Raw genomic sequence first — 25,415 nt, 5'->3', positions numbered from 1 at the left:
CGGCGTATCTACCATACGCCGTTTTTTATGGAGTTTTCGTGGCTAAAACCTATCAGTGTGATCCGCTTATTGATGCATTTCTTGATGATCTTTGGTCTAGTAAGGGCTTAAGTGATAATACCTTGAGTGCCTATCGCACCGATTTACGCCATTTTGATCGCTATCTGCAAAGCCAAGGATTGGGTTTGTGCGATGTGGGTCAAGCTGACGTTCGTGCTTACTTAGCTTATCGGGTCGAGCAACAATTTGCCCGCACTAGTAGTGCACGTTTGCTGAGTAGTTTACGGCGTTTTTACACATATTTATTGCAGACCAAACAGATTGCAGGCGATCCCATGGCACTGATTGAATCGCCTAAGTTAAGTCGGCATTTACCTGATTCTCTAAGCGAGTCACAGGTTGATAGGTTACTGGCTGAGCCCAATGTGGACGACCCCGTTGAATGCCGTGATAAAGCTATGCTTGAGTTGTTATATGCCACCGGACTGCGGGTGAGCGAGCTGGTGGGATTAACCATGGAGCAGATGAGCCTTCGCCAAGGCTTAGTGCGGATTGTGGGGAAGGGCGGTAAAGAGCGTTTAGTGCCAATGGGTGAGGTAGCAATAACCGCCGTAGAACATTATTTAACTTCGGCGCGGCATGAACTCTTAGGCTATGTTCAATCTGACGTGGTGTTCCCTTCAAAGCGCTCGCAGATGATGACGCGGCAAACCTTTTGGCATCGTATTAAGCTCTACGCGAGCCGAGCTGGAATTGAAACTGAACTTTCACCCCATACCTTGCGTCATGCCTTCGCCACCCATTTACTCAACCATGGCGCCGATCTTAGGGTTGTACAATTACTTTTAGGTCACAGTGACTTATCGACAACTCAAATCTATACCCATGTGGCCCGAGCGAGATTACAAGAGTTACATCAGCAGCATCATCCACGGGGATAGGCTTTGTGGATCACAAAACCGTGAATGGTTGAATTTAGTTACAGTATAAATTTGCATTCTATTTGGCTTGTCTGTAACTTTTTGCCCCCATACAGGGTCTATTAACCTGACCCATATGTCGCAGTAGCGATTTACTTAATAGGAAGTCCCCATGAAGTTGACCCGAGCATTATCTTTAGTTTTCGCGCTTGTTGTTGCGCCTCTGGCCAGCGCCGCAACGGCGACCACTCCAGACACTGCTGCGATTAAGCAAAAACTCAGTGAAATGTTAGATGTTGAAGTGATTTCAATGCAGGATTCGCCCATCGAAGGTTTATATCAAGCGATGACTAATCGCGGCGTGCTCTATATCAGCCGTGATGGCTCAAAAATGTTCCACGGTAATTTATACGATCTTGATAAAGGGATGAAAAACCTGACAGAAGCGGCACTTGCAGGCCCACGTTTGGCGATGATGAAACCGCTTGAAGATCATATGTTGGTGTATAAAGCGAAAGATGAAAAACACGTTGTAACTGTGTTTACTGATGTGAGCTGTGGTTATTGCCGCAAGTTACATAGCCAAATGGCTGAGTATAACAAGTTGGGTATTACCGTACGTTACTTAGCCTTCCCACGTGCGGGTGTGCCATCTGCCAATGCCGATGAAATGCAGGCCATTTGGTGTGCTAAGGATCCATTAAAAGCCATGACAGAAGCCAAGGCGGGTAAAAAAGTCTCTGCCGCGACCTGTGATGCTAAAATCGCCGAACAATATGAATTAGGTACCAGCTTTGGTGTTAACGGCACGCCTGCTATCGTGTTAGAAGATGGCAATATGATCCCAGGATATCAACCACCTGCGGATTTATTACGTACTTTAGAAGCGCGCCAATAGTCGCAATTCGGCTAAACTTATCCCATTAAAGGTGAGCCTAAAGCTCACCTTTTTGTTATCTTAGCCCCATGATTGTTTAAGAGTTTGTTCCCTTGATCCATAAAATAATCCGTCGTCCAACCGTTGATGATAGCCATTTACCCGCTCACCTTCCGCCGCTGTTAAGACAGCTCTATGCTCGCCGTGGAGTCATGTCCGCCGAATGCGAACTGGTACTTAAGGGCTTGTTAAGGCCCGATACCATGAAGGGCTTAGATCACGCCGCCAAGTTGATTGCCGATGCGATGCAGCTTGATCAGTCGATTCTGATCGTTGGCGATTTTGATGCCGATGGCGCCACTTCGACAAGTGTGTGTATCCTCGCGCTACGAATGATGGGCGCGAGTAAAGTCGATTATCTGATCCCCAATCGCTTTGACTACGGTTATGGCCTGAGTCCTGAGATTGTCGCCGTGGCGGCAACCAAACAGGCAGAATTACTTATTACTGTTGATAACGGTATTTCCTCCATTGAAGGCGTAGCTGCCGCCAAGGCCTTTGGCATGCAGGTGGTGATCACCGACCATCACTTACCCGGCCATGAGTTACCGGCGGCCGATGCCATAGTGAATCCCAATCAGCCCGGTTGTCAGTTTGCCAGTAAATCCATCGCTGGCGTCGGGGTCGCCTTTTATCTGATGACGGCGCTTAGGGCAGAACTGCGCGCTCGTCACTGGTATCAAGCTCGCGGTATTGCCGAGCCTAACCTTGGCACTCTGCTGGATATTGTCGCCCTTGGCACTGTGGCCGACGTGGTATCGCTCGATGCCAACAATCGTATTCTGGTCGAGGCGGGATTGCAGCGGGTACGCAGTGGCCGTTGCCGTGTGGGCATTACTGCTCTACTTGAAGTCGCAAAACGTAATCCAGCTCGGATTGTCGCCTCGGACTTTGGCTTTGCCGTAGGGCCAAGGCTCAATGCCGCCGGCAGGCTGGATGAAATGGCGCTCGGGGTCGAAACCCTGCTGTGCGAAGACATCATGTATGCAAGGCGGATGGCGGCAGAGCTCGATAGCCTCAACCAAGAGCGACGCGAGCTTGAGGTGGGGATGCAGCAAGAGGCGCTGAAAAGTCTTGAATATCTAAAGCTTAATGAAGAACAGCTCCCATGGGGTATCGCCCTTTTTCAAGAGGATTGGCACCAAGGGGTTATTGGTATTCTGGCCTCGCGAATTAAAGATAAATACCACAGACCCGTTATCGCCTTTGCCGACGCGGGTAATGGCGAAATTAAAGGTTCGGCGCGCTCCATCAAAGGTTTGCATATGCGCGATCTGCTTGAGTTAGTTAACTCCCGCCATCCTGGGCTGATTTGTAAATTTGGCGGCCATGCGATGGCGGCAGGTTTAACCTTAAAGTCCGGTGGCTTTGCAACCTTTGCCAAAGCCTACGATGATGCAGTTCGTGAACTGTTAAAGCCTGAGCAGCTAACGGGCGAGCTTTGGTCCGATGGCGAGTTAACCCCAACCGAGTTAACGCTTGAAATTGCCCAGTTGCTTCGCAATGCAGGGCCTTGGGGGCAATCCTTCGAAGAGCCGTTATTTGATGGTTATTTTAAGATCATCCAGCAGCGGATTGTGGGGGAGCGCCACCTTAAATTAGTGCTTGAAACCCCATGCGGCACTGTGATGCTAGACGCGATTGCCTTTAATGTGGATTTGCACACTTGGCCCGATGCGACAATTCAGCATGCGCGCATTGTCTATAAGCTCGATGTGAACGAATATCGCGGTAATTTCACCCTACAGTTGATGGTCGAGCAAATCGAGCCAATGTGATCCGCGCTGATAGCGGGTAAATAGAGGTGAAAAGGAATTTTAGATTGAAGTCATTATCAGACAAAAAGATTCGTCAGTTACTTAAGCGTTTTGCTTGGATATATGCGGTTTGCCTTTGTATTCCCTGGATTTCGGCGGTTTTGACTACAAAGGCTCAGGGCCAAACCTTGATTATTGGCATTTGGCCCGCGGCCTCATTATTTTATTTTCTTGCTTATCGCCACTTGGCTAAGTCCTTTCGATTTGAGATCAATCGCCATCTTGCTTTTAGCTATCACGGTGGTGGTTCCTTTGCTGGAGCCATGTATTCATTAGCAAAAGTGGTGTTATTAGGCATGGTATTGATGATATTTATGAGTGCAAAACATACCTAGATTAAACGGTATTTAACGCTATATTGGAGCGACAAATGGAATATCGAGTCAGCAGTGAGCTATCGGAAATGGATTTTGATGTTATCCATGGTTTTATTTCCAACAGTTATTGGGCGCAGGGCATGCCTGCTGCGCTGCTGCAAAAGGCGCTTAGCAACAGTTTATGTTTTGGAGTATTTGATAAGGATAATCAACAGCTTGCTTTTGCGCGACTGATTACCGATAAAGCCACCTTTGCCTACCTTGCCGATGTGTTTGTCCTCGAATCCCACCGCGGCTTAGGGTTAAGTAAGATGATGATGGCAGCAATTATGGAACATCCTGATCTGCAAGGATTAAGACGCATAATGCTCGCCACCCGCGATGCCCATGGACTTTATGCGCAATTTGGTTTTGGCGCTGTGGATCATCCTGAAACACTAATGCAAATTCGGTTTGAGAATCCTTATCAATAAAATAGCCAGCGTAAGCTGGCTATTTTATTGGGCGGTTAATTATTAAAGATTAAGCCGCTTTAGTCGCTGTGGTTTTGGTTTCGGTACTGTCATCGCTATGGCGAATTAAGTAATCAAATGCACCCAGTGAGGCATTGGCACCGCTACCCATGGCGATGATGATTTGCTTGTAAGGTGAGTTAGTCACGTCACCTGCGGCAAATACGCCTGGTACAGAGGTTTGGCCGCGCTCATCGACAATGATTTCGCCGCGAGGAGTCAAATCCACAGTGCCTTTTAACCATTCAGCGTTTGGCACTAAACCGATTTGTACGAAGATCCCTGCCAGCGCGATATGGTGGCTTTCACCCGTTGCACGGTCGGTGTAGTTTAGGCCATTCACCCGAGTACCATCGCCTGTCACTTCTGTGGTCATCGCCTGAGTAATGATTTTGATATTACCCATAGAGGCCGCTTTACGTTGCAGCACATCATCGGCGCGCAGTTTGCTGTCGAACTCGAGTACTGTGACATGCTCAACGATGTTGGCTAAGTCGATGGCCGCTTCGATACCTGAGTTACCGCCACCGATAACCGCTACACGTTTGCCTTTAAATAATGGGCCGTCACAGTGTGGGCAGTAGGCTACGCCTTTACCGCGGTATTCTTTCTCGCCGGGGACGTTCATTTCGCGCCAGCGGGCACCGGTTGCCAGTAGTATGGTACGGCTGCGCAGTTTCGCGCCGCTTGCCAGTTCGAGTTCGAATAAACCATCGCTCGCCAGTTTAACGGCTTTTTGGTTATCCATGATATCGACTTCGTAGTCACGCACATGTGCTTCAAGGTTTGCCACTAGTTTTGGACCTTCAGTCGCTTTAACCGATATAAAGTTTTCGATACCAACGGTTTCTGCGACTTGGCCACCGAATTTATCGGCCACCACTCCAGTACGTAGACCTTTACGGGCAGCGTAAATTGCTGCCGCAGCGCCAGCAGGGCCGCCGCCAACGACTAAGACTTCGTATGGGGCTTTTTGGCTAAGTTCTTCCGCTTTACGGCTTGCCGCGCCAGTATCGAGTTTATTTAAAATCTCACCAATGCTGATACGACCCGCGGCAAACACTTCGCCGTTTAAGTACACAGAAGGTACGGCCATAATGTTACGGTTCGCCACTTCATCTTGGAACAGGGCGCCGTCGATCATCACGTTGGTGATGTTCGGGTTGATCGCGGCCATCATATTCAGCGCCTGAATCACATCAGGGCAGTTTTGGCAGGTGAGTGACACATAGGTTTCAAACTCATATTTGCCGGGCAGATTACGGATCTGCTCAATGATGTCGTCGCTGAGTTTGATTGGGTGTCCACCCGTGTGCAGCAGGGCTAACACGAGTGAAGTAAATTCGTGACCCATAGGCAGACCAGCAAAGCTAATCTGAGTATTGAGTTCTGGGTTTACCACTGTCATCGCTGGCGTGCGTTGGCCTTGAGCTTCTTTAAGGCTCACGAACGTTGAAAGGCTAACGATGTCATTGGCTAAGCTTTTTAATTCTTGAGACTTCTTGCTTTCATCTGCTGACACGACAAGTTCAACTGGTCTCTTGAGGTTTTGCAGATAGGTTTGCAGTTGATTTTTTAAATTCGCATCTAACATGATGACTCCAAATCAGCGTAAAAATTGAAAAATATTGAAAAACGCGAGGGGTGCCAATCTGACTCATGCAGGGGGGAGTCAGATTGGCGGGGTTGACCTTTAGGCGAGATTAGATTTTGCCAACGAGGTCTAAAGATGGTGCTAGGGTTTCGTCACCTGGTTGCCATTTAGCTGGGCAAACTTCACCATCGTGAGTCGCAACGTATTGAGCCGCTTGGATCTTACGAACCAGTTCTTGAGCGCTACGGCCGATACCTAAGTCATGGATTTCAGCAACTTTCACTTGGCCTTCTGGGTTGATCACGAAGGTACCACGTAGTGCTAAACCTTCTTCTTCGATCATCACACCGAAGTTACGGCTGATCACACCAGTAGGGTCTGCCAGCATTGGGAAGTTGATCTTCTTAATAGTGTCAGAAGTATCGTGCCATGCTTTGTGAGTGAAGTGAGTGTCAGTCGATACTGAGTAAACTTCAACGCCCATTGATTGTAACTTAGCGTAGTGATCCGCCATGTCGCCTAATTCAGTTGGGCAAACGAAAGTGAAGTCTGCTGGATAGAAGAATACAACTGACCATTTACCTAACAGATCTTGTTCTGTTACAGGCACGAACTCACCATTGTGGTAAGCAGTGGCTTTGAATGGTTTGATGGTGCTGTTGATAATTGATTGAGTCATTTTATGCTTCCATTTAGTTGATTATGGTGAATTTAGTGACGGGCATTAGCTTGTTCCCCCGTCGATGAGAAGTATATTACTGACCTAACGACGATAAATATAACGGATAAAAACTATCATCCTAATCGATTTTATCGAATTTATTGGGTTTGATATGATGGATTAATCGATTTTTCAGCACTGGCGTGTCTTAGCGGCTAATCGATTGTTTAATTTGGTTATGTAGCGTTAGGGAAGGGTAATAAAAAAGGGATATCGACGATATCCCTTTAAACATAAAAACGGTTGCAACAAGCTACTGAAGTTCTAGGTTCTAGGTTCTAGGTTCTAGGTTCTAGGTTCTAGGTTCTAGTTTTGCGCCTTAGGCTGAGTTAACCACGTGCTGAGCAGGCGCACACCATAGCCTGTGGCACCTGCGGGCACAACGGCGGTATCGGTGGCAGTTAAGGCATTACCAGCGATATCGAGGTGAGCCCAAGGTTGCTCACCCGCAAAGCGTTTGAGGAACATGGCGGCTGCTGATGCTCCCGCGCTGCCTTCTTTACCGGTATTCTTTAAGTCGGCGATGGTGGATTTTAGCTCGTCGTCGTAGGCTTGATCTAACGGCAAGCGCCAGACTTTTTCACCCACCTGTTGACCCGCAAAGGTGAGTTGCTGCACTAGCGGCTCTGAATCGGTAAATAACCCCGCATAAACGGTGCCTAGCGCACTGACTTTTGAGCCTGTAAGGGTGGCAACATCAATGATGACCGATGGGCGGTAGTTTTCACGGGCATACCAGAGACCATCGGCGAGCACTAAACGGCCTTCGGCATCGGTGTTGAGCACTTCAACCGTAAGGCCTTGGGCGGTTTTAATCACATCGCCTGGGATCATCGCATGGCCCGATACCATGTTTTCAGCCATGGGCATAATGGCGACAAGGTTAACTGGCGCCTTTTGAATCGCCATCGCCTTGACTGTACCGAGTACAGTTGCCGCGCCCGCCATATCGGACTTCATCCGCGCGATGGAAGTGCCTGTTGCTTTAATGTTGTAACCGCCAGAGTCGAAAGTAATACCTTTACCGACGAGGGCGATAGGTGCTTCTTTGCTGCCGGGCCAGTGGGCGACAACCAGCTTAGGTGGGCGCTCACTGCCTTTACCTACGGCCGCTAAGGCTCCAAGATTTAAGCGTTCAATATCTTTGGCTTCGAGTACTGTGACTTTTACGCCGAGGGCTTTGAGTTTACGCGCCTCGTTAGCAAAGCTTTCGGGATACATATTTCCCGCTGGGGCATTGGTAAGATCGCGAGCTAAAAACACACCTGCTTCGATAGCTTGCAGATTCTTATGATGTTTTTGGTTTTTGCTTAAGTCATCAACGCCGATTTGATAGTTCTTCTCGGCGCGATTGCTGGTTTTAAATTGAGTGTAGCGGTAGCTGCGCAGCTCAATGCCGTGGGCGAGCTCTGAACCAAAGAGAGGTGCGTTACTGAGGCCTTGGGTCAGCACGCGTACCGTGGCTTGTGGCACGGTTTCAAGTTTGGCGGCAATGTTGCCACCTAAGGTATTGATTTCACCAGGTGTTAGGGTTTTAGCATCGCCAATCCCAACCAGTAATACTCGTTTTGCGTCGATTTCGCTCGGGACTAAAATCTCTAAAATTTCTCCGCGTTTACCCGAAAAACTATTATCAGCTACCGCAAGATTGAGTTGATCCTGAGTCGACTGGGGCAAAAAATCGAGACTATAGGTTGTTGAATCAGTACTTTGGAACAGTACTAAGGTATCTGAATTAAGTGAATTACGAGTGTCAAAACTAAAGGTTTCGGCGTTAGCATTGAGAGAGTTAAGGCACGCCAGAGCCATAACGCTTAACAAAAATTTATTCTTATTTTTCATGGTGACAACTCATATCTGTGGAGAGTGAGAAGCATAGCAAAGCTGAGTCTTAGGGTTAACTAATTTACGCCATTTGACTGAGATTAATCTTAAATCCAAGGGCCAAAACGTGTTAGTGAACGCTCAAGGGCAAAATCCAATTGCTGTGACAGGCTTTGGGCTTGGCTCTTAAGTGCGCTGGCGCCAAGTGATTGCGGTATTTGGCTAGCAAAAATCACCCAGTTTCCGCCACTGGTGAGGCAGGCATGTACGTGGGCAAAATGGTGCTGCAAATCGGCGAGTAACTCCCGATTTTGGCTATGTTCCTTCCAGCAGTTCAGCACTAAATAGCCATCGGGTTTAATCCGTTGAGTACATTGCTCAAGGAAGGTCGCCGAGAGTTGCCCGGTGTTAACTCCTTTGGCGCTGTAGATATCAGCAAAAATCACATCGACTTTTTTATGCTCGGCCGATGCCATAAAGACGAGGGCATCATCATTGATAACATTCAGCTTTTTACCTATTGGGAGTTGGAAGTAACGCTTGGCCAGTTCGATAACCGTGGGACGAAGCTCTACTGCGGTTAGCTTGATGGCTGCGTCAAATCGGCGCAGCACATGGATAAGTGCACCGCCACCCAGACCCAATACTATCGCACTTTTGGGTTTACAAAATAACAGAACCAGCATCATGCCCTGTACATAGGTATGCTGTGGAATATGGGGAGCGGTTTTTAGGATTTTGCTTTGTTCATCGTTGTCACCGAAGGAGAGCACGCGCGAATCACCATAGTCGAGCACGCGGATAGGCCCGAATGTATCGTGAGTTTCGTGTAACAAAATTGCGTCGGCCATGGTCATTATTACTCTATTTGCGTTGAGCTGATTTGCGTGCAGGTATAAAAAAGTTAGAATTCAGCTGGTTTCGTTTTTTAAGTGGCTATTATGACAAATCAAATCCTGCTTGCCTGTATTTATCTTGTGGTGTTTATCTTTTTGCAGCGAGCATTAACTCAATGGGTGAAAAAACTCTCATTAATGAAGCAGGTGAGTGCGGCCCGTACCAGCCTGGTCACGCGGTTTATTTCCTATGTGATGTTTTTTATCACTTTGTCGTTAATGGCGGTGTCACTTGGATTAGGTTATCAAGATGTGTCGCTGTTTGTTTCCTCCGCGTTTGCGGTGATGGGTGTCGCCTTAGTCGCTCAATGGTCGATCTTGAGCAACTTAACGGCTGGTGTGCTGATTTTTTTCGTGTTCCCGTATCGGATTGGTGAACGTATTCGGGTGGTGGATAAGGATGAAGATATCAGTGGAGTGATTATTGAAATCGCGCTGTTTCATGTACTTATCCTCAGGGATAATGGCGATACTATCACCTATCCCAACAACTTGATGCTGCAGAAGGCGGTGTTAAAGCTGGCCGATCAGTCACCGCTTGCCGAGCGTCAAGCGTTGCAGGATGGCAAAAAGAAACTCGACCTCGAGTAATCATTCTCCTGTATGTGCGCCATCACTGTACATTTATTAGCAAACTGTTGTCGGCGCACTCGCAAGCACTTAGTTTTATTATCTTGGCGTTAGCTTTCGTTGCTTAATCTGTTTTATATAACAAAATCAGTGTTATTGATTACATTTCCCTCCATTTGTTTACCTTAGATTGTGCCCTGTTGCACGGTTTAGTGCCCACGAATCCGTAGAATCCGCGCTTTTGTTTTTACCTAATGGATCTAATTTAATGAAATCTAAACTTTTAGCTGTGACGATTGGCACGCTACTCGCGACCCAGTTAACCGGTTGTATGGGACAAATGGGTTTAAGTCAAATGGTGACTAAGGGAAATTTAAGTGCGGTGGATAACCGTTATGGTCGTGCAGGCTTGTTTATGCTGTTAAGCCCAGTGTATGGCATCGCGGCGACAGGCGATCTGTTCATCTTTAATACCATTGAGTTTTGGACTGGCAAGAATCCGATTACCGATAAATCACCCGCTGTGGTTGATATGCCAGTTGAGGCGATTTTTAAGATTAATCCACACGTGAGTGATGAGCTTAGATCTGCGCCAGTGAAGCTGACTCAAGCGCAAATTGCCTACCCCGATGAGCATACGGTCACTATGACGTTAGCCTACGAAGACGGTAGCACCCAGTTATTATCGGGCCGTAAAGTTGGCGAAGATGTGGACTTTTTCCTCGATGGTGCTTTTATCACGCGAGTGAGTAACCAAGAACTTGTTGCTTATAGCCAAAGCCGTTTACATGCGCCAGCAACACCTGCTGCTTAAGCTTTTGAATTATCCAACCCATAAAATGGTTTAGATTTATGGGTTGGATAATAACAATATTATCGCAGTACCCTCTGGAAAAACGCCACAGCTTGCTGATACATCTGCAGTGCTAGCGCGGGATCGTAGCGCTCGCCCTCATCACGCATAAAGGCATGCTGAGCATTCACCTCAAGCCAACTGAAGTTGCGGTTTTTAGCCATCAACTGTTGGTGGATCAATACCCGCCCCTCGGGCGATACATGGGGATCTTGCTTACCAAACACTAACACTAATTCCCCTTGAATATCGCCTGTGCGACTCAGCGAGTCATTGCCATAGGCACAGGGTAGGGTATTGGAATGTATGTCGGTGGGATAGAGGCAAAACGCGCCCAAAATCTCGGGATTGAGTGCTGCGCGGTAGGCTAAGTGGCCGCCAATACACACGCCCATACTGCCGACTTTTCCGGTGCAATAACTCTGCTGACGGGCAAAATCGATAAGGGCTTGGGTGTCGCTGTCGTGCTGCTCTAAGGGCTTGGCAAATTTATCGGCATTGCCTTTGTCTTTACCCATCTCATCGTAGGCCAGCACTGTGCCTATCGGATTAAGCTCGTGAAATACCTCTGGCACTAACACCACAAAACCATGGCCTGCGAGTATTGTTGCGGTGCGGGCGATGGGCGCGGTTTGCTGAAATATCTCAGAGTAAAAAATGATACAGGGGAATTGCCCGGTGGCATCTGGGCGGTAGAGGTAAGTACGCATTAGCCCTGAAGGCGTGGAGATATCCTGAGTTTCCTGAGTGACTAACATATTGAGATTCTCTCTGTGAGGCTTCAAACGTTGAAGCCTCACTTTAGCAGTCAGGTATTAATCTGTCAGTTAAAACAGTTCATTACCACAGCGTCCGCCCGCGAGCACGGCTTTCACATTGCTCAGCGTTGTGTTGGCGATCGCGCCCAATGCTTCTTCGGTAAGGAAGGCTTGGTGACCGGTAAAAATCACGTTGTGACAGGCGGATAAGCGACGGAAAACATCGTCCTGAATGATTTGGTTCGACTTATCCTCGAAAAACAGTTCTTTTTCGTTTTCATACACATCTAACCCTAAGGAGCCAATTTGGCCGAGCTTTAAGGCTTCCATCGCATCGAAGGCATTGAGCAGACCGCCGCGGCTAGTGTTGATCACCATGACGCCGGGTTTCATCTTGGCAAAACTTTCTTTATTCAGCAGATGGTGGTTATCGGCGGTTAATGGGCAATGCAGGCTGATAATATCGCTGGTGGCGTAAATGGTATCGAGATCTAAATATTCCACATTGAGCGCTTCTACCGCAGGATTTGGGTAGGGGTCAAAGGCAATCACTTTACAGCCAAAACCGAGCAATACCTTAATGGTGGCGACCCCAATCTTACCAGTACCAATTACACCAACAGTTTTGCCAAACATGTTAAAGCCGACTAACCCCTCGAGTGAAAAGTTAGCATCACGGGTGCGTTGGTAGGCTTTGTGGATTTTGCGGTTTAGGGTCAGCATTAAGGCGACCGTGTGCTCGGCTACGGATTCGGGGGAATAGGCGGGCACGTTGACCACTTGCATACCTAAACGTTTTGCGGCGACTAAATCGACATTGTTAAAGCCTGCACAGCGCATGGCGATGATTTTTGTGCCGCCGTTAGCGAGTTCGACCAACACTTCTTCACAGAGAGAGTCGTTAACAAAGGCGCATACCACCTCAAAACCTTCGGCAAGCTTTACCGTTTGCATGCAGAGACGATAATCGAAATACTCAATTTGCGCACCAAATGCGGCATTAGTACGGTTAAAATGCTGCATGTCATAATGTTTTGCGCTAAAAAATCCAATTCTCATTTCAATCACCTAAGGGTTACATTGTTACTGGCACTGAGTGTATGTGACTCGGCGACATTTGTCCTCTGGTGATGAATTTACCCCGTAAAAAGAGTGAGCTTAGTCATCAATTGCTCAAAAAAGCATAAAAAAAGCGAGCCCCTGACGGCTCGCTTGTGTCGATAAGCTTGAGTGTTCAAGCTTGGCTCTCATGGTCGTGCTATGTGAGCCTAAGGTTAGTCCATTAACCTAGAAAGAATTGATATTAGTGATCTTTCGCGAATTTAGCGGCTGATGCACCTGCGATACGGCCATAGGTCACGATATCAGAGATAGCGTTACCACCTAAGCGGTTAGCACCATGCACACCACCAGTGACTTCGCCCGCAGCGTATAAACCTTCAATAGGTTTACCAGTTTTTTCACTCTTCACTTCGGCTTTAGTATCAATCACGATACCGCCCATAGTGTGGTGAACCGCTGGCGCGATTTCTAAGGCATAGAAAGGTGCGACAACTAACTCACGTGGTAAATCAGGACGTTCGAATTGAGTATCTTTACCTGATTTCACGAAACCATTATAAGCAGTCACTGTTTTTGCCAGTTCAGCTGCTGGTATATCGAGTTGTTTCGCTAACTCTTCGATGGTTTTACCTTCTTTAACGATGTTCAAGTGAACATAACCTTCGATGGCTTTCAAGCTCTTACGGATAGAGTCATCGAATACGAGGTAAGCACTTTCACCTTTTTGTTTCAGGATCGCAGCAGATGCTTTGTCACGGGTAGTGATTTCGTTCATGAAGCGGTCACCATCACGGTTAACCACGATCGCACCGTTACCACGTACGGCTTCGGTGATCATCACACCGCCGGCTGGTGAGTAAGTTGGGTGAGCTTGGATGTATTCTAAGTCACGTGTTGCTGCGCCAGCTTGCAGAGCGACGTCTAAGCCGTCACCGGTAGCACCTGGGTGGTTAGTTGCTTTAAAGCCTTTTAATTTAGGATCGTACTTAGCAACGCGGTCGTTGTTTTTCGCGAAACCACCAGCAGCAATGACTACCGCATCGGCTTTGATTACATAGTAACCAGTGTATTCACCTTTCACTAGAACGCCGGTCACTTTACCGCTCGCATCCTCAAGGATACGTACAACACGGCTGTTTAAACGAATATCAGTACCACGTTTAATGGCGTTGTCCCACAGTACTTGTGCAACGTGAGCACCAACACCTGCACCACCCGTTGGGCGGTGGCTACGGTTAACGCTTGCGCCACCCATACGGCCTACGTCAGTCATGTCGGCACCCATAGAGGTTAACCAATCAATAGAGTCTGAAGAGTTGTTGGCCAGGACTTTCACTAATTCAGGATCGTTAATGTTACGACCACCTTTCATGGTGTCGTCGATCATGATTTGTTTCTTATCTTGGATACCTAACTTAGCTTGTGGCTTAGTTTCTGCGGCGTTCATACCACCAGCAGCCAGTTTAGTGTTACCACCTGGGATAGGTTCTTTTTCTAACAGGATCACTTTTGCGCCAGCGTCACGGGCTGAAACGGCAGCAGCAAGACCTGCACCACCAGAGCCGATAACGACAACGTCAGTTGTTTCTTTCACGCCTGCGGCAATGGCTTTATCTTGAGCCGCTTTGTCTGCATCAACAGGAACAAACTTACGTTCCCACTTGCCGCCAAATGGCATATCAAAGCCGAAGCTATGGCAAGCATCACAGTAGGTTACTGATTTTTCGTGGCCTTTGTGGCAGCTGGTACAAGCGATTTCACCGATTAAGTGAGATTTGTGCGGAGAAACTTTATCTTTTGGCGCTGCAGCAGCCAGTTCTTTTAGATCACCGTGGCAGCTAACACATTGGCCATTTTCATGAGTCAGGTTGTCGTTGGTTACGCCACCTTTGTCTGATACGTGGCAGCTATCGCAGCCACCCATTTCACCGTGAAAATCGGCTAGTACTTCTGGTGCAGCATAGGCTGTGCCAGCCATTGCACCAGAGATCAGCATGGCTAGTGCTGTTTTTTGAATCTTTCTTGTGAACATAATTGTTCCTCCGCCGTACATTTCATCTACTTAATAAGGGTTATTCATCATGGCGTGATATTTATATTTTACGTGGCTCACGCGCTTTTAGAGTATTCTCCATGAACAAAGTTACCACTATCTAAAGAGGTATATGCGTACTTAGGTCACATAACGATTGTTACAGTGAGAATTACATAATTGAAATGTGCAATATGGCTGAAAATATTACTGAAATTGAAGTTAATCACTTAGAGAATACGGTATAACTTGCGTGAGTTAACATATTTTGGTGGGCTTAATTATAATTTAATAATTGTTTTTTAGCGTGGGTATAGTCAGCTTTTTGTTGTTATGGCTTTGATTTTAATGGCTTATTTTTGATTTTGCTCTTGGTCGTGAATGTGCGAGAATTTATAATGTGAGTATTCTATAAATAATTAAATTCCACCAGTGTTTTTTGAATAAATATATTATATTTTTCCAAAATGTTATTTAAGTGGTGTTGAGGGGTTAAATTTATGCCTAGGCAGCAGATTTCTGAAAAACGTTTTTGGGTACAGCGACTTAGTAAAACAGCCTTAAGGGCTTTACATATATTAGGCATTGCAGGTGCGGGTGGAGGGATATTATTAAACATTGATAAATCCCTTTGGTTAAATTATTGGTATCTCGCCATGAGCACCGGCAGCATATTAATGTTGTGGGAAATTATGCGGGATTGGCGTTGGTTAATTCAACTTAAGGGTGTGTTAACCCTTGGAAAATTAGGTTTGCTTTGTCTGTTTATCCCCCTTGCCAATTACAAGCCAGAGTTGTTTATCTTGGTGTTATTTTTATCTGTGATAGTCTCTCATGGCCCGTCTGGACTCAGACACTATTCGATAGTGCATCGCAAACAGATAGACACTAAAAAAGAGATAAAGGGATGACACACGCTACACTCTGCACAGCTTCGAGCTTAATTACTCAGTTTCAATGGCTCGAGCTTGCAGGGCTTAAGGTATTGGATTTAGCCTGTGGCTCTGGGCGAAATGGATTGTGGTTTCTGAATCAAAGCTGTGAAGTGACCTTTATCGACCAGGATTTGAGTACATTGGTCAAGCTAACACACGACAAAGCACATCAATGGCAGTGGAATTTAGAAGATGGCAGCGCCCCTCTGTTACCCCAAGACACTTTTGATATAGTGCTAGTCTTTAATTACTTACATCGGCCACTGTTCCCGCAAATTGCCGCTAGCCTTAAGCACGGTGGACTCATTGTCTATGAGACTTTTACGTGGCAACAGGCGGAAATTGGCCGCCCTCGCAATCCCGATTTTTTACTCAAAGAACACGAACTACAATCCGTATTTGCTAACTGGCAACCTTTGCATTACTTTGAAGGGCGGTTAAGCGATGCTGTTACGGGTATTGAAAGTGCTAAGGCGCAGTTGATCGCGCGAAAACCGCTCCAGTGATCCCATTTGGGGTCAACTGCCACCATAAGTATTAAATAAGTGTAAGAGGCCAAGGATGTTTCCGTATCCAGAGCAGTATCGTGTTGCCATGCCACCAATAACCACGGCGCTAATGGTGGCGTGGGCCCTGTTAAGCCACAGCTTGTTAGCCGATGCTAGCCCTTTTGCCTTGTATCCACTGTTTACCTTGTTTCCAGCTGTTATTGGGTTGCATTTATATTTGATTTGGCTTGCCAAAGGGATGAGTCGACTCGACCAATGTTTTTATGCCTTGGTGCATATTCCTCTGGCCTTTGTTGTGTGGACTTTCACTATTATGCATGTGAATGGTAATGCCTTTTCTTAAGCTTGATTGGTTCCCCTCAGCATCAGTGCATTAAAAATTGTAAATAAAAACGCCCCGAACTTCGGGGCGTTTTTTGGTTACACATTGAGCTAGGATTAGGCCGTAGTGTTGATATTGTGGCCGGTATTTCCCACGGGTTGAGGTGTTGCAGCGTTAATTAAATCAACGGCAATTTGACCTTCTGCCTTTTGCTGCTCTTTGGCTAACTGCGCCACTTTAACGCCAACGGCACCGTTTTCTAAGTTGGGCGTGATAGCTTGGGTGTTCAGTGAAATAGACATAACTAACCTCAATTGTAAGCTGAGTCTTTGTATCGGCAAGCTCAGGTTTTACTTTAGTCCGTTATCCCAAGTTTGCCAATCCAAAGCCGAGCGTTAATGCTTATACTGCCTTGTTGGCTTTTGCCGTCAGTAACTTGCGACTTAGCACTATGATGAAGGTGAGCCCTAAAGAGCCTAGGATTAACCCCAGTGCCAGCCCAACACTCTGTAGCGCAGTGGGATCAATCACTAGCGCAACCCCCATACCAAACATCATCACACCCGACATCAGCTTGAGTGCTTGGCCTTCTTTTTCGGTCAGTTTACGTTTGCCTAAGGTCGCACTAAATACAATCACAATAATTGCCAGCGGGATCACATAGACAATGTTGTATAAAACCAGATACATATAGCGCTCAATCTCAGGCAGGTTATGCATGGATAGTACGCTGGTATAAATCATTGGGAAGCCTGCGGTGCAGAGCAGTTCGTAGGCATTGGCTAAAATCGCCAGTACAGTCGATCCCAGAATTAAGGCGCCTAAACTACTGGAATTAGAGAGTTTCCCCATGCGTTTGATCAGGCTCGTACGGTTTTCAGCTGACATTGAGAGGGTGACTTCTCCTTTAGTAAAGAAGTAGTCTTTTACGTTAATGGTGCCTGCGAGCAAGGCTAAGACCCCGGCCGCTAAGATGATCATTCCACCATCACTACCTGCTCCTAGCAGTTTGAAGATATTCAGCCATGCCGTCATAAACAGGAAATAAATAAAGCCAGAGAAGAACACGAAGATACCGCCGACTAACAGCATACGGCTACGGCTCTTCGCATTAACCATAATCGACAGTAAAAACAGCAATACGAAGAAGGCGCAAGGGTTAAAGGCATCGACGCCAGCAAGTACTAAGGTCAGCAGCGGGAGTGACATCGTCTCGGGAGTGACCACTCCGACAAGTGGTAATTCAACGGGTTGTACTTCAGCTTGGTCGGTACTTGCCAAGCTAGTTGCATCGCAGGTGCCTTCACCTGAGTCGGTTCCGCAAGTGCCAAACAGAGGTTCACTATTGGTCGGTGCAGTTGACGCAGCTCCCTTTGTTGGCATATCCGCTTCGCTTAGCTGACCACCTAAGGATAAGTAACAATTCTTCAAACGATTAACGAGGAACTCGCCAGTAACCGCTTCGCTGGAATAACCGATAATGGCTTTTTCGCAGCTCGCCATATAAGGAACTGAGCGGGCTTCTGTGGCGGTTTTGGCGGCAATATTTTGCCAAATATCCTGTACGCCAGGTGCCGAAACCATATGGGATTCAAGTTCTATCCACGGATATTTTTGCGGTAGTGAATCAATAAAAGGGTGAGCTTGTGCGCAGTGTGGACAGGTTTTCGACCAAAAAAAGTAGAGTTTAATCTTAAGCTCACCTTGGGCGTTGACGTAATGCCACGTTTGATCGGAAGTATTTGGGGTGTCGGCCCAACTAGGTGCACTGAGCATTGCTAATGCGAGAGAGCATAGCAGAGCGAATTGGGTTAAGTATTTAGTCATAGTGCCTCCACAATTGTGGACAAGATGTGTTTTAAATGGATTTCTGACTATTACTCTACTGAATTCAATCCTTTTGATTAAATTAAGCATTAAGAAATGTTAGTTAACTCGCGATTAACTGGTTTTTGGGAAGTGAGGCAGGTTTACTGTTGGGGAAATAAGCTGCGAATAACTGAAAAGCACCCCAAGGTGCTTTCAGTCTATGGTTAAGCGCTTAGTTTAACGCTGTACCATTAACACTCAGTTTTACATCGATATTATTACGTGTAGCGTTAGAATATGGACACACTTGATGGGCATGTTGTACTAAGGCTTCGGCTTCAGCTTGCGGCAGGTCAAGATTGACTTCTAGGGCGACAGTTAAGGCAAAACCTCCCGCATCATTGGCACCAATGCCAACCACAGCACTGACAGGCGCTTCAGTAATGGCCACTTTGCCGATTTTGGCAACGTGCAGAACCGCATTAGAGAAACAAGCCGCATAACCTGCTGCAAACAGTTGCTCAGGGTTAGTTGCTAATCCACTTCCGCCCATTGCTTTTGGATAGGCGAGTGCTACATCGAGTAACCCATCATCGGTACTGACTTGGCCTTGACGACCTGCTCTGGCGGTTGCTCGGGTTTCATACAATGTTTTCATGTTTAGATCCTCAGTGTTTAAATGGTTAATTTAAGTTGCGTGCAATTTAATTGTGATAAACTATAGTTCGATCTTTAGTGTGAATGCAAGTATATTGTGCGCAATATATTTAAGTTTTTTGGAATGACTATGCCAAGCTCTGAGTTAACTTCAATGGAAAAGGCGTTAGAAATGTCTGAAACCACCAATACAGACAATGTGTTATGCCTAGAGAATCAAGTTTGTTTTTCTCTATACAGTGCAGCAAATGCCATGGTGCGTGCCTATCGTCCTATGCTTGATAAGCTAGATTTAACCTATCCCCAATATTTGGTCATGCTAGTGTTGTGGCAGGAGCAGGGGATTAGCGTGAAGACCTTAGGAGATAAATTGTTCCTCGATTCGGGTACATTGACGCCGTTACTTAAACGTTTAGAGTCGAAGGGATTAGTGAGTCGCGGTCGTAGCGAACAGGATGAAAGAGTTCGGGTACTCAGTTTAACTTCTGCTGGTCAGGCGTTAAAGCGACAGGCTAGTGAGATCCCGCATTTAATGCGCTGTAAAATTGGGGCTGAAATTGATGATCTTAAAGCGCTAAAAGCCATGTGTGATAAAGCATTGGCACAGTTGCACAGTGTAGATTAGGTATCTCTGTTCGAAATAATTGGGATACGTTAGCCAGAAGCACATCAGGATGGATAAAACCTCTATGAGTTCATTCGATATTGCTATTATCGGTGGTGGCATCAGCGGTGTCGGCATTGCCCAATATGCCGCAGCGGCAGGGTATTCAACTTTACTTATTGAAAAAGGTGAGATTGGCGGCCAAACCTCAGCCAATTCCAGTAAGCTTATCCACGGTGGCCTACGTTACCTTGAGAGTGGGCAAGTTAATCTCGTGCGTAAGTCACTGCTTGAACGGCGTAATTTACTGGATCTGGCGCCTAGCTTAGTCAAACCCGTTCCTTTCTACATTCCCGTCTATCAGGACAGTCAACGCAATCCGTTGACGATACGTGCTGGGCTGAGTTTATATGCATTGTTGAGTGAATTTGACCCGCTTGGGCGTTTTGTCTCTATTCCCGCGGTGCATTGGCATCGTTTTAACGGGCTTAAACTCACTGGGTTAAAAGCGGTATTCCAATACTGGGATGCACAAACCGACGATAAATTACTCACTCAAGCAGTGGCGCGAAGCGCTCAAGCACTTGGCGCGCATATCTATGCCGAGGCAGAGTTTTTGCAGCTCAATCATTTACGGGAGCATATTGAGCTTAGCTTTCGCCATTGCGGCCAAGTACAACAAATTGATGCCAAGCTCGTGATAAACGCCGCTGGCCCTTGGGTTAATCAGGTATTAGCTAACGTTGAGCCGCCTCTTGCGGGTGTTGAAATCGATTGGGTGCAGGGAGCGCATTTATTGCTCGACTTGCCTGCACCAGAGGGGATTTTATATTTAGAATCCTGCTTCGATAAGCGGGTGATTTTTGTGATGCCTTGGTATGGACAAATGCTCATTGGCACCACTGAAACAGTGCTGACATCCATCGATACCCCTCCCCAAGTAACGGAATCTGAAACTCATTACCTCTTAGGTATTTATCGTCATTACTTTCCACTTTCCCCATCGATTGAGGAGCTTAAGGCTAAGATAGTGCAAACCTATTGCGGCGTGCGAGTGCTACCTAAACAGGCTAGTTCCGCTTTTGAGCGGCCTCGGGATACCTTAATGCAAACCTCAGTTTCGCATCCAAGGCTGCTGAGTTTATATGGTGGCAAACTCACGACCTTTAGAAGCACTTCTGCTGAAGTAATTGAATGGATTGAACAAAAGTTAGGAAAACGTCCACCAATCGCCGATGTAGACAGCCTCAGATTAACTTAATTCTGTCTAACATTGGGCGTGATGCTGTGGTTGAAGATGATCTTTCGGCATAAAAACGCTAAAGTGTGGCGCTTTTTAACTGAGGCCGTTACGGTATTTGTTATGCTTCAGTTGTTATCTCAATTTCACTCGCCATCTCAATAGATAAGATAGACGGGAACTGCTGTGGGTACGATGCTGTGAGTACATTAGTGCAATGTGGGTATTTTGAACAAGGCCAATGCCAATCCTGTCGTCATATTAAGCTCCCTATGTCGATGCAATTAGCGGCGAAAACCCAAGAATTACAGCAATTGTTAGCCCCATTTGTTGAGCATACTCATACCCAATTTTTGCCGCCCGTAGTGGGTGAAGACCAAGGTTTTCGTAACAAGGCGAAAATGGTGGTGCTGGGCGCGGCTCATGCGCCTGTACTGGGGATTGTCAGTCCAAGCGGTGAGGCGGTGAGTCTCTGTGACTGCCTCTTGTATCCTGCTGATATGCAAGCCTTACTTCACCGTTTAGAGCGTTTTGTGCAGCAGGCAGGTATTCCGCCTTACCGTGTCGATAAGGCCAAGGGCGAGCTTAAATTTATCCTACTGACGCGCAGCCAAGTGCGCGGCGAATATATGCTGCGTTTTGTGCTGCGCTCATCCGATGCCATTGCCCGTATTGAACGGGAATTACCCGCGTTGCTGGCCGAATATCCGCAGATCAAAGTCGTTTCAGTCAATTTGCAGCCTATTCATATGGCCATCTTGGAGGGTGAGGAGGAGATTTTCCTGACCGAAAATACTCGCCTCGAAGAGCGCTTTAACGATGTGCCTTTGTTTATTCGTCCCAAGAGCTTTTTTCAAACCAACCCGCAGGTGGCGGCAAAGTTGTATCAAACCGCCCGTGAGTGGGTCGCTGACTTTGCGCCAGCTTCCCTTTGGGACTTATTTTGTGGTGTGGGCGGTTTTGGTTTGCACTGTGCCTCCAAAGATATCCCATTAACTGGGATTGAAATCGAAGCCGAGGCAATTGCTTGCGCGAAGATGTCGGCGCAAATGATGGGGCTGAATAACGTGCAGTTTATGGCGCTCGACTCCACCGATTTTGCCAAGGGTGATGCGGCGCAAACAAAGCCCGATTTGATTATTGTTAATCCGCCGCGTCGTGGGATTGGTGAGTCCCTGTGTCACGCCTTAAGTGAATTTGCCCCTAGGGCGATGTTGTATTCCAGTTGTAATCCCAAAACCCTTGCTAAAGATCTCGCTCATATCCGTGGCTATCGGTTAACTAAGGTGCAGTTGTTCGATCTCTTTCCCCATTCGGATCATTTCGAAGTCTTAGCCATGTTGGTAAAAGATTAAGCGATCTAAATGAATGATCTCCTGAGTAGTAGATCGCTATAGTCAATTTAGAAGTCGATAAAAAGGAATTTTGCTCATTTTACCTTTGGTTGAGTATTTTTGTGTCTTGCTGATTTAGCTTTCATTAAACTGTCTTTTTAGTGACATAATCTTGTTCACTTTATGCGTCGAAGGGCAAAGTTTATGCTACAGATATTCTTACGTTTTTTTTCTCTTGGTCTGATGAGCTTTGGTGGGCCAGCGGCGCATATTGGTTATTTTCGCCAGACCTTTGTCAACGAACTCGCCTGGCTTGATGATAAACGTTATGCCAGTTTTGTAGCATTAAGCCAATTTATGCCGGGGCCGGGATCGAGTCAGGTGGGGTTTGCCATTGGTTATCATCGTGGTGGGCTTTTAGGGGCGATAGCCGCCTTTGCTGGATTTACCTTGCCTTCCTTCGTGCTGATGTATTTACTCGCTGTGACGACTGCCGCCTGGTTAGGTAACGAGTACATGCAAGGCATAGTGCATGGCTTAAAACTGCTGGCCGTCGTGGTTGTCGCAGATGCGGTATTGGCGATGTTTAAGCAATTTTGTCAACGGCAAACGGCGCGTTTACTCATGCTCGGTAGTGCCGCTGCGATACTCATTCTGCCTTTCTTATGGACACAAATCACCTTACTGTTGCTTGCTGCCATTTTAGGTATGTCATTCCTGAGTGCGACTGAGACCGAGTCCAGTAAAAATGAACCGATTAGGTTAAATTACCTGAGCTTAGGATTATTCTTTGTCTTATTTGTGGCGAGTTTTTTTGCCTTAAATCTGGGGATTGAAGCCGGGATTTTTGGTGAGTTTTTTCGTGTCGGGAGTTTAGTCTTTGGTGGCGGCCATGTGGTGCTGCCACTGCTTGAAACCGCTGTGGGTGATACGATGAGCGGCGATCGTTTTCTCACCGGATACGCCTTTGCACAAGCCGTGCCTGGGCCTATGTTTACCTTTGCCACCTTCCTTGGTGCCGAGATGATGCTAGACAATCCCTTTGTCGGTGCGGCCATCGCAACTGTAGCAATATTCTTACCGGGATTTTTATTGATGCTGGTGGGCTTAAAAAGTTGGCATGCGATTGCCGCAAGGCCCAAGATTGCCGGCATGCTCTCGGGCATAAATGCCTGTGTGGTGGGATTATTGGCGGCTGCGCTGTACCAACCTGTATTTACCCAAGGGGTGTTATCTGCGGTGGATATGGCTGTTGTCTTGTTTGGTTTTGGTGCATTAAAACTCTTTAAACCGCAGATGTTGTTACTGGTCTTAGGTTTTAGCCTATGTGGCATAGGACTGATATTATTAGCTTAAAATCAGTTGAGTATAATTTTTATCCTCTATAGAAAATTTTGTTAACCCAAGCGCTAAGTGGATGCACCTTTTTGGCTATACTTCGACCATATAAAAAATATAAATTACATCACTCTGGAGTAAGCAAGCATGTCGAATTTAAGCCTGCGTAATAAATTACTGCTGTTATCTTTGTTTCCCCTCATCTTGACCTTATTAGTATTAATGACCGTTTCCTACTATGTCGAACAGGAATCTCTCGCGGAAGAGGTTGTGACCTTTAGAACAAAATTAGTGGGCGAACGTAAACAACAAATTAAAGAAGCGACCGAAATTGCCGCGGGAATTGTGCAATACCAATTGTCCTTAAAGGAGCAAGGTAATGTGAATCAAGCATTGCGAGATATTCGTTTTGGCAGTGCGGGTTACTTCTTTATGTATGATTCTCAAGGTAAAAATATATTCCATGCTTTATTACCTAATTTAGAAGGTCAAAACAAAATCGATATGACCGACCCGCGCGGCACCAAGATTATTGTTGGTTTGCTGGATGCGGCGAAACGGGGTGATGGTAACTTTTCTTACTATTATCAGAAGCCTAATACCAATGAGCAAATTGAGAAGATAAGCTACGTGATGATGGTTCCAGGTACAGACTGGATGTTAGGAACTGGCGCTTATATTGATGATATTGAAGCCGTAGTTGAAGATTATCGTCAAACTGTGACTGAACAGATGGCTGAGAAATCGTTTATGATCCTCCTAATCGCCATTGTGTTAACCGGGATTACGGCGTTTATCATTATGGTCGCCGCCCATCGAATGGTCGTGCCGATCAAAAATATGGCTGATAATCTTAATGATATTGCTAAGGGTGAAGGGGATTTAACTAAGCGCTTAATGGTTAAAGGTGAAGACGAGATTGCTCAATTAGGTCAAGCCTTTAACTTGTTTGTCGATAAGCTACAAAACATTATCGGTGATGTGGCGAATGCGACCGCCAAAGTCAAAATGGCTGCCAATGCGATTCATGACCAAACGAAAGTGATGTCACACCAACTGCTCAGTCACAACAATGAGACTGACCAAGTCGTTACCGCGATTACTGAAATGTCATCTACCGCGAGTGAAGTCGCGCAAAACACCACCCAAGTGGCCGAAGCTACTCAAGCGGCGACAGGTGATGTAGCTAACGCTCAGCGCTGTGTCGATGCATCATTAGAAGAAATTGCTGGATTGATGGCGCAAATCAATAATGCCGCGGGCAGTATCAAATCGTTGAGTGAACAATCGCAGAAGATTAACAGCGTATTGTCGGTGATTGGTGGCATTGCCGAGCAAACCAATTTGCTCGCTCTTAACGCAGCCATTGAAGCCGCCCGAGCCGGTGAACAGGGACGGGGTTTTGCCGTGGTAGCCGATGAGGTACGTAACTTAGCCAGCCGAACTCAGGCAAGTACCTTAGAAATTAATGAAATGCTATCTGAGCTGCATAAGCTGGTCTCGCAGGCGGTGAAAACCATGGACGAGAGTCAGCAGAGTTGTGTGCGCTCCGTTGAATCTTCCCGTGCTATTTCTGAAAGCTTAGGTTCGGTTACCTCGGCGGTAACGGCAATTAACGATATGAGTACCCAAATTGCCACCGCGGCGACTGAGCAAAGCTCTGTGACCGAGGAAATTAACCGTAACGTTTATGCTATCCAAGAAATCGTGAATGAGCTGCTGCATTCCAGTGAAGATGCGGCAAGGGTGAGTCAGACTGTGTCGCAGGAAGGGACCAATCTTGGCAAGTTAGTTGGGCAGTTTAAAATTTAATACTGATTAATTATTGAGTTATAAAATAAAACGGGAGATAAC

25 protein-coding genes are annotated in these 25,415 nt (G+C 46.6%); 15 read left to right on the top strand and 10 right to left on the bottom strand.

Features of this window, described 5'->3' with window-relative positions; all coding sequences use genetic code 11:
- Window positions 1–38 precede the first annotated feature (38 nt).
- The 5 genes from xerD to KXJ80_RS19275 all read left to right on the top strand — a co-directional run bounded on the left by xerD (window position 39) and on the right by KXJ80_RS19275 (window position 4,464).
- Entirely contained in the window at window positions 39–941 is a 903-nt protein-coding gene (gene xerD / locus KXJ80_RS19295) for a site-specific tyrosine recombinase XerD (protein WP_037430831.1), read from the top strand.
- Between the two features lie 151 nt (window positions 942–1,092).
- The gene (gene dsbC / locus KXJ80_RS19290; protein ID WP_037414691.1) at window positions 1,093–1,818 is read left to right on the top strand and encodes a bifunctional protein-disulfide isomerase/oxidoreductase DsbC; all 726 of its coding nucleotides are present in this window, start codon (window positions 1,093–1,095) and stop codon (window positions 1,816–1,818) included.
- Window positions 1,819–1,910: 92 nt separating this feature from the next.
- On the top strand, window positions 1,911–3,635 hold the full coding sequence (recJ, locus tag KXJ80_RS19285; RefSeq protein ID WP_259474491.1) for a single-stranded-DNA-specific exonuclease RecJ: 1,725 nt from the start codon (window positions 1,911–1,913) through the stop codon (window positions 3,633–3,635).
- Between the two features lie 44 nt (window positions 3,636–3,679).
- On the top strand, window positions 3,680–4,009 hold the full coding sequence (locus KXJ80_RS19280) for a hypothetical protein (RefSeq protein ID WP_069453429.1): 330 nt from the start codon (window positions 3,680–3,682) through the stop codon (window positions 4,007–4,009).
- 35 nt (window positions 4,010–4,044) lie between these two features.
- Window positions 4,045–4,464, top strand: coding sequence for a GNAT family N-acetyltransferase (locus KXJ80_RS19275; RefSeq protein ID WP_218737313.1), 420 nt, complete (start codon window positions 4,045–4,047; stop codon window positions 4,462–4,464).
- Between the two features lie 49 nt (window positions 4,465–4,513).
- Here KXJ80_RS19275 and ahpF read toward each other — a convergent pair whose 3' ends face one another.
- From ahpF to KXJ80_RS19255, 4 genes are all read right to left on the bottom strand, one after another.
- A complete protein-coding gene (gene ahpF, locus KXJ80_RS19270; RefSeq protein WP_259474490.1) occupies window positions 4,514–6,097 on the bottom strand; it encodes an alkyl hydroperoxide reductase subunit F in 1,584 nt (527 codons plus the stop codon).
- Between the two features lie 109 nt (window positions 6,098–6,206).
- The gene (gene ahpC, locus KXJ80_RS19265; protein WP_011621596.1) at window positions 6,207–6,776 is read right to left on the bottom strand and encodes an alkyl hydroperoxide reductase subunit C; all 570 of its coding nucleotides are present in this window, start codon (window positions 6,774–6,776) and stop codon (window positions 6,207–6,209) included.
- Between the two features lie 348 nt (window positions 6,777–7,124).
- The gene (locus KXJ80_RS19260; RefSeq protein ID WP_047538251.1) at window positions 7,125–8,660 is read right to left on the bottom strand and encodes a leucyl aminopeptidase; all 1,536 of its coding nucleotides are present in this window, start codon (window positions 8,658–8,660) and stop codon (window positions 7,125–7,127) included.
- 89 nt (window positions 8,661–8,749) lie between these two features.
- Window positions 8,750–9,493: a spermidine synthase gene (locus KXJ80_RS19255; protein WP_050991411.1), complete on the bottom strand. Its 744-nt coding sequence runs from the start codon at window positions 9,491–9,493 to the stop codon at window positions 8,750–8,752.
- A 90-nt stretch (window positions 9,494–9,583) separates the two neighbouring features.
- On the opposite strand from KXJ80_RS19255, the gene KXJ80_RS19250 reads away from it, so the two are divergent.
- On the top strand, window positions 9,584–10,129 hold the full coding sequence (locus KXJ80_RS19250; protein ID WP_037414676.1) for a mechanosensitive ion channel family protein: 546 nt from the start codon (window positions 9,584–9,586) through the stop codon (window positions 10,127–10,129).
- A gap of 247 nt (window positions 10,130–10,376) precedes the next feature.
- Complete coding sequence (locus tag KXJ80_RS19245; RefSeq protein WP_037414674.1) at window positions 10,377–10,922, top strand: DUF3332 domain-containing protein; 546 nt, start codon at window positions 10,377–10,379, stop codon at window positions 10,920–10,922.
- Between the two features lie 59 nt (window positions 10,923–10,981).
- Here KXJ80_RS19245 and KXJ80_RS19240 read toward each other — a convergent pair whose 3' ends face one another.
- From KXJ80_RS19240 to fccA, 3 genes are all read right to left on the bottom strand, one after another.
- Window positions 10,982–11,719 carry a dienelactone hydrolase family protein gene (locus tag KXJ80_RS19240; protein WP_218737311.1) on the bottom strand — a complete coding sequence of 246 codons (738 nt, stop codon included), beginning with the start codon at window positions 11,717–11,719 and terminating at the stop codon, window positions 10,982–10,984.
- A gap of 69 nt (window positions 11,720–11,788) precedes the next feature.
- A complete protein-coding gene (ldhA, locus tag KXJ80_RS19235; protein ID WP_055647423.1) occupies window positions 11,789–12,778 on the bottom strand; it encodes a lactate dehydrogenase LdhA in 990 nt (329 codons plus the stop codon).
- 244 nt (window positions 12,779–13,022) lie between these two features.
- The gene (gene fccA, locus KXJ80_RS19230; RefSeq protein WP_099456928.1) at window positions 13,023–14,813 is read right to left on the bottom strand and encodes a fumarate reductase flavoprotein subunit FccA; all 1,791 of its coding nucleotides are present in this window, start codon (window positions 14,811–14,813) and stop codon (window positions 13,023–13,025) included.
- A 500-nt stretch (window positions 14,814–15,313) separates the two neighbouring features.
- Here fccA and KXJ80_RS19225 point away from each other — a divergent pair, with 500 nt between their 5' ends.
- From KXJ80_RS19225 to KXJ80_RS19215, 3 genes are read left to right on the top strand one after another with little or no spacing between them, the layout of a single operon-like run.
- On the top strand, window positions 15,314–15,724 hold the full coding sequence (locus tag KXJ80_RS19225; RefSeq protein WP_047538262.1) for a hypothetical protein: 411 nt from the start codon (window positions 15,314–15,316) through the stop codon (window positions 15,722–15,724).
- Window positions 15,721–16,254, top strand: coding sequence for a class I SAM-dependent methyltransferase (locus KXJ80_RS19220; protein ID WP_099456926.1), 534 nt, complete (start codon window positions 15,721–15,723; stop codon window positions 16,252–16,254). The genes KXJ80_RS19225 and KXJ80_RS19220 overlap by 4 nt, the downstream gene beginning before the upstream one ends.
- A 55-nt stretch (window positions 16,255–16,309) precedes the next feature.
- Window positions 16,310–16,600 carry a hypothetical protein gene (locus KXJ80_RS19215; protein ID WP_037414668.1) on the top strand — a complete coding sequence of 97 codons (291 nt, stop codon included), beginning with the start codon at window positions 16,310–16,312 and terminating at the stop codon, window positions 16,598–16,600.
- A gap of 95 nt (window positions 16,601–16,695) precedes the next feature.
- On the opposite strand, the gene KXJ80_RS19210 is transcribed toward KXJ80_RS19215, so the two are convergent.
- The 3 genes from KXJ80_RS19210 to ohr all read right to left on the bottom strand — a co-directional run bounded on the left by KXJ80_RS19210 (window position 16,696) and on the right by ohr (window position 19,046).
- On the bottom strand, window positions 16,696–16,881 hold the full coding sequence (locus KXJ80_RS19210) for a hypothetical protein (protein ID WP_011621607.1): 186 nt from the start codon (window positions 16,879–16,881) through the stop codon (window positions 16,696–16,698).
- Between the two features lie 100 nt (window positions 16,882–16,981).
- Window positions 16,982–18,406, bottom strand: coding sequence for a cytochrome C biosynthesis protein (locus tag KXJ80_RS19205; protein WP_099456925.1), 1,425 nt, complete (start codon window positions 18,404–18,406; stop codon window positions 16,982–16,984).
- 214 nt (window positions 18,407–18,620) lie between these two features.
- Window positions 18,621–19,046, bottom strand: coding sequence for an organic hydroperoxide reductase Ohr (ohr, locus tag KXJ80_RS19200; protein ID WP_069453421.1), 426 nt, complete (start codon window positions 19,044–19,046; stop codon window positions 18,621–18,623).
- Between the two features lie 129 nt (window positions 19,047–19,175).
- Between ohr and ohrR the strand changes: the two genes are divergently transcribed.
- The 5 genes from ohrR to KXJ80_RS19175 all read left to right on the top strand — a co-directional run bounded on the left by ohrR (window position 19,176) and on the right by KXJ80_RS19175 (window position 25,373).
- Window positions 19,176–19,670: a transcriptional regulator OhrR gene (ohrR, locus tag KXJ80_RS19195; RefSeq protein WP_099456924.1), complete on the top strand. Its 495-nt coding sequence runs from the start codon at window positions 19,176–19,178 to the stop codon at window positions 19,668–19,670.
- Between the two features lie 64 nt (window positions 19,671–19,734).
- On the top strand, window positions 19,735–20,910 hold the full coding sequence (locus tag KXJ80_RS19190; protein WP_055647426.1) for a glycerol-3-phosphate dehydrogenase/oxidase: 1,176 nt from the start codon (window positions 19,735–19,737) through the stop codon (window positions 20,908–20,910).
- A gap of 179 nt (window positions 20,911–21,089) precedes the next feature.
- On the top strand, window positions 21,090–22,244 hold the full coding sequence (gene rlmC / locus KXJ80_RS19185) for a 23S rRNA (uracil(747)-C(5))-methyltransferase RlmC (RefSeq protein WP_259474489.1): 1,155 nt from the start codon (window positions 21,090–21,092) through the stop codon (window positions 22,242–22,244).
- 183 nt (window positions 22,245–22,427) lie between these two features.
- Entirely contained in the window at window positions 22,428–23,579 is a 1,152-nt protein-coding gene (gene chrA, locus KXJ80_RS19180) for a chromate efflux transporter (RefSeq protein ID WP_218737305.1), read from the top strand.
- 129 nt (window positions 23,580–23,708) lie between these two features.
- The gene (locus KXJ80_RS19175; protein WP_218737304.1) at window positions 23,709–25,373 is read left to right on the top strand and encodes a methyl-accepting chemotaxis protein; all 1,665 of its coding nucleotides are present in this window, start codon (window positions 23,709–23,711) and stop codon (window positions 25,371–25,373) included.
- Window positions 25,374–25,415: the final 42 nt, after the last annotated feature.

The sequence above is a fragment of the Shewanella xiamenensis genome (assembly GCF_024971755.1).
In the GTDB taxonomy this organism is placed as follows: domain Bacteria; phylum Pseudomonadota; class Gammaproteobacteria; order Enterobacterales; family Shewanellaceae; genus Shewanella; species Shewanella xiamenensis.
This window is presented reverse-complemented; position numbering and strand designations above follow the sequence as displayed.